The organism is Citrobacter sp. LST-B2 (genome assembly GCF_057983045.1).
This window is the reverse complement of record NZ_CP192598.1, coordinates 4319873-4334557: the sequence shown is the minus strand read 5'-3', so window position 1 is coordinate 4334557 and position 14685 is coordinate 4319873. Positions and strand designations below refer to the sequence as shown.

General features: G+C 53.2%; 13 protein-coding genes and 1 pseudogene. 5 read left to right on the top strand and 9 right to left on the bottom strand.

Annotation, left to right across the window (positions count from 1 at the left end; genetic code table 11):
• The 7 genes and pseudogenes from pyrL to arcA form a co-directional block, all read right to left on the bottom strand.
• Nucleotides 1–136 (bottom strand): annotated as a pseudogene (gene pyrL / locus ACQ0PY_RS20895) (pyr operon leader peptide).
• A gap of 98 nt (nt 137–234) precedes the next feature.
• A complete protein-coding gene (locus ACQ0PY_RS20890) occupies nt 235–714 on the bottom strand; it encodes an arginine repressor (RefSeq protein ID WP_043001817.1) in 480 nt (159 codons plus the stop codon).
• A 251-nt stretch (nt 715–965) separates the two neighbouring features.
• On the bottom strand, nt 966–2441 hold the full coding sequence (gene arcD / locus ACQ0PY_RS20885; protein WP_042999241.1) for an arginine-ornithine antiporter: 1476 nt from the start codon (nt 2439–2441) through the stop codon (nt 966–968).
• Nucleotides 2442–2475: 34 nt separating this feature from the next.
• Nucleotides 2476–3555, bottom strand: a complete 1080-nt coding sequence (locus ACQ0PY_RS20880; RefSeq protein WP_042999242.1) for an alanine/ornithine racemase family PLP-dependent enzyme — start codon at nt 3553–3555, stop codon at nt 2476–2478.
• Nucleotides 3556–3620: 65 nt separating this feature from the next.
• On the bottom strand, nt 3621–4637 hold the full coding sequence (gene argF / locus ACQ0PY_RS20875) for an ornithine carbamoyltransferase (RefSeq protein WP_044264666.1): 1017 nt from the start codon (nt 4635–4637) through the stop codon (nt 3621–3623).
• Nucleotides 4638–4747: 110 nt separating this feature from the next.
• Nucleotides 4748–5680 (bottom strand): carbamate kinase, encoded by a 933-nt coding sequence (gene arcC, locus ACQ0PY_RS20870; protein WP_044264664.1) that lies wholly within the window; start codon nt 5678–5680, stop codon nt 4748–4750.
• A gap of 10 nt (nt 5681–5690) precedes the next feature.
• Nucleotides 5691–6911, bottom strand: a complete 1221-nt coding sequence (gene arcA / locus ACQ0PY_RS20865; protein ID WP_109739524.1) for an arginine deiminase — start codon at nt 6909–6911, stop codon at nt 5691–5693.
• A gap of 677 nt (nt 6912–7588) precedes the next feature.
• On the opposite strand from arcA, the gene ACQ0PY_RS20860 reads away from it, so the two are divergent.
• From ACQ0PY_RS20860 to ACQ0PY_RS20850, 3 genes are all read left to right on the top strand, one after another.
• Complete coding sequence (locus ACQ0PY_RS20860) at nt 7589–8041, top strand: YhcH/YjgK/YiaL family protein (protein ID WP_042999246.1); 453 nt, start codon at nt 7589–7591, stop codon at nt 8039–8041.
• A 470-nt stretch (nt 8042–8511) separates the two neighbouring features.
• Nucleotides 8512–9612 carry a NapC/NirT family cytochrome c gene (locus ACQ0PY_RS20855; protein WP_042999247.1) on the top strand — a complete coding sequence of 367 codons (1101 nt, stop codon included), beginning with the start codon at nt 8512–8514 and terminating at the stop codon, nt 9610–9612.
• A gap of 27 nt (nt 9613–9639) precedes the next feature.
• Entirely contained in the window at nt 9640–12087 is a 2448-nt protein-coding gene (locus ACQ0PY_RS20850; RefSeq protein WP_046401402.1) for a molybdopterin guanine dinucleotide-containing S/N-oxide reductase, read from the top strand.
• A gap of 95 nt (nt 12088–12182) precedes the next feature.
• On the opposite strand, the gene argF (ACQ0PY_RS20845) is transcribed toward ACQ0PY_RS20850, so the two are convergent.
• Nucleotides 12183–13187 (bottom strand): ornithine carbamoyltransferase, encoded by a 1005-nt coding sequence (argF, locus tag ACQ0PY_RS20845; protein WP_061069577.1) that lies wholly within the window; start codon nt 13185–13187, stop codon nt 12183–12185.
• A complete protein-coding gene (argL, locus tag ACQ0PY_RS20840; protein ID WP_371192323.1) occupies nt 13157–13252 on the bottom strand; it encodes a putative translational regulatory protein ArgL in 96 nt (31 codons plus the stop codon). Before argL ends, argF (ACQ0PY_RS20845) begins: the two co-directional genes overlap by 31 nt.
• Before the next feature lie 98 nt (nt 13253–13350).
• On the opposite strand from argL, the gene rraB reads away from it, so the two are divergent.
• Nucleotides 13351–13776 (top strand): ribonuclease E inhibitor RraB, encoded by a 426-nt coding sequence (rraB, locus tag ACQ0PY_RS20835; protein WP_042999249.1) that lies wholly within the window; start codon nt 13351–13353, stop codon nt 13774–13776.
• Nucleotides 13777–13837: 61 nt separating this feature from the next.
• On the top strand, nt 13838–14602 hold the full coding sequence (gene miaE / locus ACQ0PY_RS20830; protein WP_042999250.1) for a tRNA isopentenyl-2-thiomethyl-A-37 hydroxylase MiaE: 765 nt from the start codon (nt 13838–13840) through the stop codon (nt 14600–14602).
• Nucleotides 14603–14685: the final 83 nt, after the last annotated feature.

Here is a 14685-nt window from a genome sequence, read left to right as displayed (position 1 = left end):
TTATCTCCTGACGCCAGGGCAAAAAAAAAGCCCCTCATTTGAGGGGCTGGGAATAGGTGAGCAACGGAAAGAAAAACGGCAGGCCAGCGTCTGTTTTCAGACGCGGTAAGACAGAATGTCGTACACACTGGACCATACTTCCTCCCGGCAAATTGTCCGCGATTATACTCAGCTCCGTTTGTGGATCAAGCAAAAAATGCCGTTTTTATTCAACGCAAACGGTTTTAATGAATATTAATTCATTTTTAGTAAGTAGTTAATCTGTTTGTGGACAAGGCCAGTGCGCTGCACCACCCGTGGCGCAACCCAGACAATACTGCTACCCGCTACCACACCCAGGATTTCCGGCAGGGCATGATAATCGAGGATCCGGGCGACGGCGCGGCCATAGCCTGCCGCCGTATGGATAAGGATAAATTCGCTGTTATGCTCCACGCTCACCACCATTTCAGAAATGGAACGGGCGGCGTCGGGGGCTGGACGCAATTGCGGATTGACGGAATAAATTTTTTGTCCTTTCGTATTTCTAATTTTTATGACGCCAAGAATTTTCAGCAGGCGGGAAACCGTTGACTGGCTGATGGTTTCAAAGCCGTAGTTTTGCAGATCGCGGCGGATCTCCTCCTGTGAGAGATAGCTTTTTTCGCCAATCAGGCGCTGACAAACAGAGAGTTGTAGTTCTTCTTTTTCTGAAGCGGGTTGGTAAAGTTTCATCATCAGTTAGTCCAGTGTAATCAGCCGAAGATAACAACCAGTAGATCTGCCCAATGTTTCTATTTTTATTTGATGACGCACTAAGCAAATGTTCTCCATTTCAACCGGGATGTATTTGATCGGCTTATTGAAATTTGACTGGAGCGCGCTTCAGCATCCTGACGGATGGCATCTGCATGAAAAAATATTCCACTTAGTCGTCTAAGGGAAGGCGGAGTTTTGCCGCTTCGTCTTCCCTGTGTTGACGTGCATCAACTGAGCGTGAGCACGCCGGTCGCCAACAGATAGACCGCGTAGATCCCTGCGACCACCACCATAATAGCCAGAACGATCTCTATTGGATTGAAAAGTCTTCCATTTTTCTCCTTCCGCGCCCAGACATAAAAAACGATACCGAGGGCGTAGAGGATCATCGACAGCAGCAGATATTCCATCCCGGCGGCATAGACCAGCCAGGCACCATAGAGTGTTGCCAGCGCGCCGATGATGATGTCGCGGGTGATGGAATGCTGTTCATCACGGTTATAACCGTCCTTCTGCCACGCCACTTTCAGGGCATACAAACCGCTGAGAAAATAGGGGATCAGGATCATTGAGGTGGCCAGCAGCAGCAGCGCAAGATACCCCGCCTGTTGAAAATGGGCGATGATCAGGAACAGTTGGGTCAGCCCATTGGTCAGCAGCAGCGCATTGACCGGCGCTTTGTTGGCGTTTTCTTTGCCCAGGAATTTGGGCATGGTGCCGTCTTTACCGGCCATATACGCCGTTTCCGCAGACAATAACGTCCAGGCCAGCAGCGCGGCGCCGACGGAAACGATAAGACCGATATTCATCAGGGCTGCGCCCCACGGCCCGACCGCCGCTGCCAGTACGCCTGCAGTAGAAGGGTTCTTCAACTGTGCGAGTTCTGGCTGAGACAGAACGCCGAGCGACAGCACCGAGACGGCGACAAACAGCAGGATTGAGATGAAAAATCCAATCATGGTGGCTTTACCCACGTCTGATTTTTTCATCGCCCGGCCCGAGTACATGGCGGCGCCTTCAATACCGATGAAAACCCAGGTGGTGACCAGCATGATGTTTTTCACCTGGTCCATAACAGAGCCAAGCTGTTCATTGCCCCAGAATTCAATCTTAAAGGTGCGAACCTGAAAGGCGACGCTGACCAGCACAACAAACATGATCAGAGGAACCACTTTCGCGACCGTGCCGATCAGATTGAGCAGGGCGGCACCCTGTACGCCGCGACAGATCAGGAAATGCAGACTCCAGAGCAGAATTGATCCCACAATCAGCGCAGAAAGGGTGGTGCCGTCGCCAAAGAAACCGAGCGCGCTGAAGGAGCCGAGTGCGGAACAGATCACCACATAGTATGAAACGTTGCCGATCCACGCCGAGATCCAGTAACCCCAGGCGGAGTTAAAACCGATGTACTCGCCAAAACCCGCGCGGGCATAACCATACACGCCGCCTTCCACTTCGCTTTTACGGTGCGCCAGGGTCTGGAAGACGAAGGCGAGGGTTAACATGCCGATAAAGGTAATTCCCCAGCCGATCAGAATCGCGCCAGCGCCTGCTTTGGCCGCCATGTTCTGCGGCAGAGAGAATACCCCGGCGGCGATCAGCGCGCTGACCACAAGCGCCGTTAGCGCCGGAAGTTTGAGCTTACCTTCGGACTGGGAGGTCGAAGCGTCCGCAGCCGGTTTGCTGGTATCGAGAGTAGTCATGAAGAGAGTCCTCAATCTGACAGAAAGTGATTTTTTAGAAGTAGCTGTATTGTTTGCCGACGTATTCGGAGGTCATGCACTGCAAGACGCCGCTGTATCCCAGGGAGAAATAGACGATGTCGCCCACCTGATATCCCGATGCGGCGTGGGTGACGTCGAGGATCAGGTGATCGGAACTGGCGCCGAGCACTTTGACGCCGGGATCAAATGGCCGGAGCTGGGAGAAGGAGACGTCCTGTTCGCCGAGCGCGGCCAGCGCCCGGTGATGTACGCCAAGATCTTCGAATACCGGCTTTCTCCCCATGGCATCCAGCGCCGTGGAGTGTTGCGGAACGGAGGGCTTGTCTTTCAGCTCGATGATCTCCACGCCGAGCTTGATAGCGTCCTGGCGGGTGTCGGGGATTGGCTCGTCATTCAGGCCGAACCCCATGATCAGCGACGCGCCAAGTCGCAACTGGTTGACGCCCGTCGGCAGCCCACCGTTGATCAGCAGGAACAGGGCGGCGGAGCTGGCGCCGGAAATCGTGCGCAGTGCAATACCCAACTCGTCTTCGATCTGATGGGCGAGATCGACCAGCGCCTGTTGGTTTTCGGTGGTGGGTTCCACTCCGCCGTAGCAGGCAAGATTGGCGCCCAGTCCTTCCAGCGTCAGCCCCGGCAGTTCTTTGTGTACCAGACGCGCAAGGCGTCGTGTCTCCAGCGGATCCACGCAGCCTTCGCGCAGATCGCCCAGGTCATGCATCAGAATGACCCGGTGCGTTTTGTTCTGCGCTATGGCTGCCGCAGAGAGCGCCTGCAACGTATGTTCTTCGGAGTTCAGCGAGATATCCGCATAGGCCACGATGTCGTGCGCAAGGCTTATCTGCGGCAGACGCAGCAGCAGTTTGTCGACGGGCAGATCGGCGATTTTTTTGAGATTCTGGATGCGGGAATCTGCAATCGTGCTGATTCCTGCATCAATCATGGCTCTGGCGACATTTGCCGCTTCGCAGCTCAGCTTATTGACGCCGACAGGCTCTACCCCGTGCTGGCGACATAGCGCAATCAGTGTCCGGGTGTTGTCACGAATGACCGAAAGATTAACGAAGAGGCAGGGAAAGTCCTGATTTCGCATAATGGGTCTCCTAACGTGGGCGCGGGTCAGGAAGGCACCCGCACCCGGTGCATTCGGTTCAGTCGCTATCGTGTGAGTGAGTCGCCGAGCGTCGCCACCATCACCGCTTTGATGGTGTGCATGCGGTTTTCCGCTTCGTCGAACACGATGGAGTGTGCGGATTCGAAAACGTCTTCCGTTACTTCCAACCCTTTCAGGCCGTAGGCGGCTTCAATTTCACGACCCACTTTGGTGTGTTCGTTATGGAAGGCGGGCAGGCAGTGCATGAACTTCACGTTGGGGTTGCCGGTGGCGTCGATGACCTTCTGGTTGATCTGGTACGGCGTCATCAGGCTGACGCGCTCAGCCCAGGCCTCTTTCGGTTCACCCATGGAGACCCAGACGTCGGTGTACAGAAAATCAACGTCGTAGACGCCTTCTTCCACATCGTCCGTCAGCGTGATGCGTGCCCCGGTGGTGCTGGCGATGCTGCGGCATTGCGCAACCAGCGCTTCATCTGGCCAGAAGGATTTTGGCGCGACGAGGCGAATATCCATGCCCATCTTCGCGGCGCCGACCATCAGGGAATTGCCCATGTTGTTGCGCGCATCGCCAAGGTAGGCGAAGCTCAGTTCGGGCAGCGTTTTCCCCGGCGCGTGCTCCAGCATGGTCATCAGATCCGCGAGGATCTGCGTGGGATGGAATTCGTCGGTCAGACCGTTCCACACCGGCACTCCGGCGTATTGCCCCAGTTCCTCAACGATCTGCTGACCGAACCCGCGGTATTCGATGCCGTCGTACATCCGGCCCAGTACACGAGCGGTATCTTTCATCGACTCTTTATGACCGATCTGCGAGCCGCTTGGGCCGAGGTAAGTGACCTGCGCGCCCTGGTCGAATGCCCCAACTTCAAAGGCACAGCGGGTGCGGGTGGAGGTTTTTTCGAATATCAGCGCAATGTTTTTCCCGATCAGCGTTTGCTGTTCGCGCCCGGCTTTTTTCGCCGCTTTCAGTTCAATCGCCAGATCGATAAGGAACTGGATCTCCGCTGGCGTAAAGTCGAGAAGTTTCAAAAAGTTTCTATTTTTCAGTGAAATAGCCATCAATGTATCCTTGTCAAAATGAACTGCCTGATGACGCTGCGCTTATCAGGCCTACGGACGTGAATCGGTGTAGGCCGGATAAGGCGAGGCCGCCATCCGGCAAAAAAGCCTTAAGCGTCAACATCGGCGGTTTCGCGCCGAATCAGGGTGCCTTTATCGCCGGCGAGAATGGCCGGGCCATCGGCCAGCGAACCGATGCCCGCAATGCCGTGGCAGCGGCTGACAAAGTCGGCGCAGGCGCTGACTTTTGGCCCCATCGAACCGGCGTCAAATTGCATTTCGCTTAAGCGTTCCGGCGTCACCTGTGCCAGCGGACGCTGGGTCGGTTTGCCCCAGTCGAGGTACACCGCGTCGGCGTCGGTCAGGATCAGCAGCGCGTCAGCGTGGATCTGGCTGGCGAGCAGCGCGGCGGAAAGGTCTTTGTCGATCACCGCTTCCAGGCCGTGGTAACCGTCTGCTTTCTCGACGACCGGCACACCGCCGCCACCGTTACAGATGACCAGATGATCGCGGGCGATCAGCGCCTGGATGGCGTCGCTCTCTACGATGCGTTTTGGCTGTGGTGAAGGCACCACACGGCGGAACGCTTTGCCATCCGCTTTGAAGACCCAACCTTTTTCAGCCTGCAACGCGTCGGCCTGGGCAGGGTCATAAACCGGACCGATATACTTGGTCGGGTTATGAAAGGCCGGATCGTCAGGGTCCACTTCCACCTGCGTGAGCAGGACACTGATTTCGCGCTGCGGCAGTTGGTTCTTCAGCGCCTGTTGCAGCATGTAGCCGATCATTCCCTGGCTTTCTGCCCCGAGAATGTCCAGCGGGTAGGGGGTGACGCGGTCGTAGGCGCTGTTTTGCAATGCCAGCAGGCCCACCTGCGGCCCGTTGCCGTGAACCAGCACCACCCGCCATTGCTGTGTGAGTTGGGCGATGGTTTTCGCCGCCAGGACGATGTTCTTGCGCTGGATGTCGGCTTCCAGCGGTTCGCCACGCTTGAGCAACGCATTGCCGCCGAGGGCAACAACCAGAGTCGGTTTGTTTTGCATGGTGGGTTCCTTAAATGCCATCGCGTTCCAGTGGGCAACTCATGCAGCGTGCGCCGCCGCGTCCGCGCCCCAGTTCATCGCCAGGGATTGGCAGCACGGTGATGCCGGCTTTGTCATATTTCTCGTTGGTCCAGATGTTGCGCTCGTAGCCCACGACGACGCCGGGGCGCAGCGTGAGGACGTTGTTGGCGTCGTTCCACTGCTCACGCTCGGCTTCAAAGGCGTCGCCGCCGGTGGTAATCAGACGCACCTGATCGATGTCGAGCGCTTTCTCAATGGCGTTAATCAACGTGCGTTCTTCGGTACGTTTCAGGCCACCGCGCCCGTCTGGCGTTAAGGTCCAGCACTGCACGTCCTGGCGCACCACTTCCGGGTAGACGGAGAAGGTGTCGATATCGATGTGGGTCATGACGGTGTCGAGGTGCATACAGGAGCGGTGTTTGGGAAGCTCAACGGCAATCACCCGTTCGGCCTGACGATGGTTAAAAAGCGACTGGGCAAGGAACTCAATTCCCTGCGGCGTCGTGCGTTCAGACATGCCGATTAGCACCGCACCGCGCCCGATGACCAGCACATCGCCGCCTTCTAAGGTGGCATGGTCGTAATTGATATTCTCGTCGCCGAAATATTTAATAAAATCGCCGTCAGCAAATTGCGGATGCCAGCGATAGATGGCCCGCAGATTATTCGTTTCACGCTGGCGAGCCGGTTTGGCCATTGGGTTAATGGATACGCCGTTATATATCCAGCAGGAGGTATCGCGGGTAAATAAATGGTTTGGCAATGGCTTCATAATAAAGTCATTAATATCGTGGGTATCCACCACCATATTTTTAATTGAGGCGGGAATTTCACCGTAGGTGAGTCCGCCGCTTAAATGACGGGCCAGTTCCCGGTGCGGCATATCGGCCAGCCAGGCGCGGATGTCGGTGGCGAAAGTCGGGCCAAGTCGGTAATCCGAGATTTGCGTTTCCAGTAGCCAGCTTTTGGCATCCGAGATATCCAGAGTTTGTGTCAGTAAATCAGTCAGTAACAGAACTTCGATACCCTGCTCGCGTAACGTGTTGGCGAAAATATCATGCTCTTCACCTGCACGTTCGACGGACAGTACGTCATCAAACAGCAGCTCCTGGCAGTTAGACGGCGTGAGGCGTTTCAGGCTGAGATTAGGGCGATGCAACATCACACTGCGTAGTTGGCCGATTTCAGAACCGACATAATGTTTTTCCATTACGATACCTTTCACTCTATTTCAGGAATAAAAAGGGGGTGGCTGCGAATAATGAAAATGCTCGCAGTCATAACTGTTCCGATATTTTTCGAGAGGCATCATTGAATTATTTAGAAGTCAGGAATGTGATGAATTTCACATCCATTCGGTTATTTGTTTTTTCTTAATTAATATATGACGGAGGTCTGAGAAATAACAAAAATAAAAAGTCTTTACCTGAATTACTACGCATTTATACGTCAGATTATTCTTTTGTGTTAATTGTTTGTTGGCTAAAGCAAAGAATGATGTCAATGTAACATCATGATTTTTATAGACTAATAATAATTTACTGCATAGATATGCGTATTGTGAATTATATTATTTTCGCTATAAAGTAAATTGAGCAATAAATATGGCGATTGTCATTGATTAAGCAGTGGAAATGAATTGTGATCGACTAATGGTTTTTCTTGTAAACCATTATATAACAATAGCTTGATAGCATTGTCTATTGGGTGTGTTTACATTTTATGCATTAAAGATGCATAGATCGCTGTTTAGCGTTAACAGACAGTCAACAACTTCAGCGATAAACATGCGCTGACGCAAAACTTTGCATGATAGCGATGGCACGCTCGGGTTTTTTTCCGTATAACAACTAAAATTGAAACGCTGTTTTGAATGAGGGGTATGAGATGATCGTTGGTAATATTCACCATCTGCAATCCTGGCTTCCTGAAGAACTCCGCCAGGCGATTGAGTACATTAAGGCAAACGTCACCGAGGCGACGGAGAAGGGGAAACATGAGATTGACGGTAGCCGTCTGTTCTACCTGATTTCTGAAGATATGACCGAACCGTTCGAGAAGCGTCGTGCGGAGTATCACGCGCGCTATCTGGATATTCAGATCGTGCTGAAAGGGCAGGAAGGAATGACCTTCAGCGTACTGCCTGCCGGTAAACCGGATACCGACTGGCTGGCTGATAAAGACATCGCCTTTTTAGCGGAAGGGGAGCAGGAGAAAACATTGATCCTGAATGAAGGTGACTTTGTCGTCTTTTATCCGCAAGAAGTGCACAAACCGCTGTGCGCCGTCGGCACGCCTGCGCCGGTGCGTAAAGCGGTGGTTAAACTGCTGGTGGCTTAAACAGAAAGGCAGGCATTGCTCAGCCGCTCCGTGAATCGGAGCGGCTGTCCTTTTTATGATTTATCCTGCATTCGTCCGTAACGATCCTTGCGTCTGCGCATGCGGTAAAAATAATAAACTGCATTTATCTTCATTCAGATGTTAACCGAACGGTAAAAACGGTTTATTTCAGGCATTAATAGTGCACCGCGATCACATTATTTACTTATATATTTAAATATATAACGGTGGCTTGATTTTAGTTAGTCGTTATATATTTAATTTCATATCGCTATCGCCATAACTTCAGTCACAACATACCGTTAGCTGTAACCTTTCCTGTTAACTTTCAAAAACTCGATCAAAAGCACGTTTAACTCTTTCTGGTTAATAACACTTTTGTGTTACATCAATTCTTGTTGAAAAATCATCCAGCAAAATACATTACACAAAATTAAATATTAACTTTTGAATTAATTTCAGGGCAAGGTATGAATAAAAAATGGAAGTGGATAGCGGGTCTTGTATTCGTGGGCATTCTGCTGGGGGGAGCACTCGTGCTGTCATCTATGTGGATGATGCATAAAACGTCAGACACCTCGTTTTGTCTCTCCTGCCACACAATGCAAGCACCCTATGAAGAGTACCAGGGATCTGCGCACTTTATGAACCAAAAAGGTATCCGTGCGGAGTGCCGTGATTGCCACATTCCGCAATCGGGTATGGATTACCTGATCACCAAAGTTCGGGCCAGTAAGGATATCTGGCATGAGTTTGTCACCGGCAAAATTGATACACCGGAAAAATATGAGGCGCATCGCCTTGAGATGGCGGAGACCGTCTGGGAGCAGATGAAAGCTAACGATTCGGCGACCTGCCGCTCGTGCCATCAGTTTGACGCCATGGATCTTCAAAAGCAGAGTGCCGATGCACAGAAAATGCATGCGCTGGGTATTAAAGAAAAACAAACCTGTATTGATTGCCATAAAGGTATCGCGCACTTCCCGCCTGAAATCACCATTGACACCAAAGCGCATGATGCGCTGATGGAAAACGCACGCCAGACGCCGGTTGATGCGAAAGAAGTGTACCCCGTCGCGCCTGCCGCACTGGGTAACCTGGGCACAGTTTATCCGGCCACCAAACTGAACGTGGTGGGACATTCCGGCGATGCGCGGGAAGTGGAGATTATCGGTAGCCAAATGCAAGGCGCTGAACAGGTGATTTACTTCGCGGCGGGTCAGCGTTTGGTCCTTGCCACACTTACCGACGAAGGTCAAAAAGCGCTCAAAATCTCCAGCGACTGGGAAAAGGATCCCTACGGAAACGCATGGCGCAATGTGTCTCTACGCGCACCTCTGGCTGAACCCGCACTGAGTAAACCCGACGTGATCTGGGATTACGCCAAAACTCTCGACAAAACGTATTGTTCCGGATGTCATGCGCCGATTTCCTCCGAACATTACACCTTAAATGCCTGGCCTTCCGTAGCAAAAGGGATGGGCGCGAGAACGGATATTAGCGCCGAGGATTTAGACATCCTGACTCGCTGGTTCCAGTATCACGCCAAAGATTTTACCTCTAAGGAATAACTAACAATTACGATTAAAGGAAAACCTATGAACCTTACACGACGTAACTTTATTAAGTATGCTGGCGGTTCCGCTGGCGCGATGATGATTACCTCGGCAATCCCGATGCCAGCGTGGGCAGCAGACGCGCCGGGTAATGCCATCCTGACCGCAGGACGTTGGGGGGCGATGTACATCGACGTTAAAGACGGCAAAATTGTGTCGTCGCGCGGTGCGCTGGCGAAAACGATTCCCAACGATCTGCAAACTACCGCACCCGATCAGGCGCATACCCCGTGCCGTATTCAATCTCCGATGGTGCGTAAAGGCTTCCTCAATGCGCCGGGCAAACCGGATGGCAATCGTGGTAAAGACGAATTCGTCAAAGTGTCATGGGAAGACGCTCTGAAGCTCATCCACGAGCAGCACGCCCGTATCCGTGCCGAGCATGGCCCATCTTCCATTTTTGCGGGATCTTATGGCTGGCGCTCCAGTGGTGTGCTGCACAAAGCGCAGACGCTGCTGCAGCGTTACATGAGCATGGCGGGCGGCTATACCGGGCATACCGGCGACTACTCCACTGGCGCGGCGCAGGTGATCATGCCGCACGTCGTCGGCTCGGTAGAAGTTTACGAACAGCAAACGGCATGGCCGCTGATCCTCGAACATAGTCAGGTGGTGGTCCTGTGGGGTCTTAACCCACTGAACACCCTGAAAATTGCCTGGACCAGTACGGATGAGCAAGGCCTCGAGTACTTCAATAAACTGAAAGCGTCCGGCAAAACTGTTATCGCCATCGATCCGCAACGCTCAGAAACTATCGATTTCTTCGGTGATAAAGCACAGTGGATTGCGCCGAATATGGGTACCGACGTGGCGCTGATGTTAGGTATTGCGTCCGCGCTGGTAGAAAAAGGACTGCATGACAAAGCCTTCCTCGATAAATACACCACTGGCTATGGCGAATTCGAAGCGTATCTGACGGGTAAAAACGACAACACGCCGAAAAATCCGGCCTGGGCCGAGAAGATTTGCGGCGTTCCGGCGAAGCAAATGGAAATTCTGGCGGAAATCTTTGCCAAGAATAAAACCATGCTGATGGCGGGTTGGGGCATTCAGCGTCAGCAGTATGGTGAACAGCGCCACTGGATGCTGGTTACCCTGGCGGCGATGCTCGGCCAGATTGGTACCGAGGGCGGCGGTTTTGGTTTCTCTTACCATTACTCTAACGGCGGCAACCCAACTCGCAGTGGCGGAGTGCTGTCGGCCATTTCAGCGACAATCGCAGGCGGCTCGTCTGCTGGCAACGACTGGGCAACCTCCGATGCGGTGGAAGCGTTCCCGGTTGCGCGTATCGTTGAAGCCCTGGAAAACCCCGGCGGCAAATATCAACATAACGGTAAGGAACAAACCTTCCCCGATCTGCGCATGATCTGGTGGGCCGGCGGTGGCAACTTCACTCATCATCAGGATACCAACCGCCTGGTAAAAGCCTGGCAAAAACCGGAACTGGTGGTGATCTCCGAGTGCTACTGGACGGCTGCCGCCAAGCACGCGGATATTGTTCTGCCGATCACCACATCGTTTGAACGTAACGATCTGACCATGACCGGTGACTACAGCAACCAGCATCTGGTGCCGATGAAACAAGCCATCCCCCCACAGTTCGAAGCCCGCAATGATTTTGATGTGTTCGCGGATATGGCTGAGCTGCTGAAACCAGGCGGTAAAGCCGTTTATACCGAGGGCAAGAGCGAAATGGACTGGCTGCGCGAGTTCTACGACGTGGCGCAGAAAGGCGCGCGCCAGCAGCGCGTCAATATGCCGCAGTTCACCGCCTTCTGGGAAGCGAACAAGCTGATCGAAATGCGTAAGAACCCGAAAGAAGAAGTTTTCGTGCGCTATGCCGATTTCCGCAAGGACCCGGTGATGAACCCGCTGGGCACGCCGAGCGGTAAAATCGAGATTTACTCGAAAACCATCGAAGGTTTCAACTATAAGGATTGCCCGGCGCATCCGACCTGGCTGGAACCAGACGAATGGGCTGGCAACGCTAAAGAGGGTGAACTGCAGCTGTTGACCGCGCACCCGGCGCACCGTTTACACAGTCAGCTTAACTATGCGTCGCTGCGCAAACAGTATGCGGTGGCCAACCGCGAGCCGTTATACATCCATCCAGAAGATGCGAAAAAACGTGGCATTGCCGACGGCGATTTGGTGCGTGTCTGGAACACGCGTGGACAGGTGTTAACCGGCGCGAAGGTTACTGATGGCATCAAGCAAGGTGTGGTATGTATCCATGAAGGCGCATGGCCGGATCTGGATTACGCAGGTACCGGGATCTGTAAAAACGGTGGAGCTAACGTGCTTACCAAAGACATCCCGACCTCGCGTCTGGCGAATGGCTGCGCGGGCAACACTGCGCTGGTGATGGCGGAGAAATACACCGGACCGGAGCTGGAACTTACCGCGTTTACGCCGCCAATGGGCGCATAATTCACGGTTGTAATACTGGGCGAAAATGGTGATTTTCGGCTCAGACTGGTGATGAACCCCACAGTGTTATGTGGGGTTTTTCTTTGCGAACAATATTACTGCGCCAGCGTCGCCACCATCACTGCTTTAATGGTGTGCATCCGGTTTTCAGCCTGGTCAAACACAATACTGGCCGGGGATTCAAACACCTCATCGGTGACTTCCATTCCGCCGTGCAGACCAAATTCCTCCGCCATTTTTTTACCGAGCGAGGTCTGATCGTCATGAAATGCGGGCAGGCAGTGCAGAAACTTCACCTGCGGATTCCCCGAAAGCGCCATCATCTGGCTGTTGACCTGATAGTCGCGCAGCATGGCGATACGTTCCGCCCACATCTCTTTCGGTTCGCCCATCGACACCCAGACATCGGTGTAGATAAAGTCCGCCCCTTTCACGCCAGCCGCGATATCTTCGGTGAGCGTAATGTTACCGCCATTTTTCTTCGCCATTGCGCTGCATTCTGCGACCAGCGACGCTTCCGGCCAGCAGCTTTTGGGGGCCACCAGACGCAGGTCCAGCCCGGTGAGCGCGGCGGCTTCCAGCATTGAGTTACCCATGTTATTGCGCGCATCGCCCGCGTAAACCAGCGTCATCTCGTTAAACGCCTTACCTGGTAGATGTTCCTGCATCGTCAGCAGGTCAGCCAGTAATTGCGTAGGATGGAACTCGTTGGTCAACCCATTCCATACCGGTACACCGGCATATTCGGCCAGCGTTTCGACTACTTCCTGACCGTAACCGCGATACTGAATGCCGTCATACATCCGGCCCAGCACGCGCGCGGTGTCTTTAATTGACTCTTTATGCCCAATCTGGCTGCCGCTGGAACCGAGATAAGTGACGCGAGCCCCCTGGTCGTAAGCGGCAACTTCGAAAGAGCATCGTGTACGGGTCGAGTCTTTTTCGAAGATGAGCGCGATGTTTTTGCCAGTAAGCTTTTGTTCTTCTTTGCCATTTTTCTTATCAGCTTTCAGTTTTGCGGCAAGTTGGACGAGTGCGGTGAGTTCAGCAGGGGTGAAATCGAGTAACTTTAAAAAATGCTTCTGATAAAAACCTGACATAGTTCCCTCCTATGGCGAATGCCATCTATTGAATTAAAATTCAATTTATATGGATGATTATGCATTTGCAACCCCGTTTCACAAATCTTTTCTGGAAAGGTGGAGGCAATGACGGCGGTATGTGACAATAAGAGTATCGGCAGGACATTATGAGGAACGAGCCATGGCAAACCCGGAACTACTGGAAGAGCAGCGTGAAGAGACGCGCCTGATTATTGAAGAATTACTGGATGATGGTAGCGACCCGGACGCGCTGTACACCATCGAACACCACCTTTCCGCAGACGATTTCGAAACCCTGGAAAAAGCGGCGGTAGAAGCGTTTAAACTCGGCTACGAAGTCACTGAGCCAGAAGAGCTGGAAGTCGAAGAAGGCGACACTGTGATTTGCTGCGATATCCTCAGTGAATGTGCGCTGAAAGCTGACCTTATCGACGCGCAGGTTGAACAGTTGATGAACCTGGCCGAGAAATATGACGTCGAATACGACGGCTGGGGCACCTACTTTGAAGATCCGAACGGTGAAGACGGTGAAGAGGGCGACGACGAAGACTACGTCGACGAAGATGACGACGGCGTGCGTCACTAAGATTACCAGGCGTTAAAAAGTACGGCAGCGCCTGCTGTCGTACTCTTCCAACAGGTTACTCATGAACTACCCGCAAATACTTTCTCCGGTGCTTAACTTTCTGCACTGTCCGACCCCGCAGGCATGGATTGACCAGGCGCGCGATCCGCAAAACCTCCCTCTGCTGCTCACCGATCATCTGATATGCGAACTCAAGGCGGCGCAAACGGCGATGCTATTGGTGCGTAAGTATGTAGCGGATAAACCGGGTGCGGATGCGCTGCTCGCCTGGCTACAGCCGTATGAAGCCTTTGCCTTCCGGGAAGGGCCGGAACCGGACTTTGTTGCGCTCCATAAACAGATTGGTAAAAGCGTAATGCCGGAAACGGACGATCCGTGGGGCCGCCAGCTTATCGACAGCATGGTGTTGTTGATAAAGGAAGAATTGCACCATTTCTGGCAGGTGCGCGAAGCGATGCAGGCCCGCAACATTCCTTACGTGAAGATCACCGCCAGTCGCTACGCGAAAGGGATGCTGAAAGCGGTGCGCACGCACGAGCCGCTGACGCTGATTGATAAGCTGATTTGCGGTGCTTACATCGAAGCGCGCTCCTGTGAACGCTTCGCCGCGCTGGCTCCGTTTCTCGATGACGATCTGCAAAAGTTCTATCTGTCGCTGCTGCGATCCGAAGCGCGCCACTATCAGGACTATCTGGCGCTGGCGCAACAGGTTTCGCAGGAAGATATTTCTCCCCGCGTCCGCTATTTTGGCGACGTGGAAGCGGCGCTGATCGTCTCGCCGGACAACGAGTTTCGCTTTCACAGCGGTGTCCCCGTCGCCTCTTAATTTCGGTAGTTCTGCCCGCCGCAAGGTGACATCCCGACGTGGGCAGTGAAAAATGTCTCTTTTTCAGGGCAAGGAATACCAAT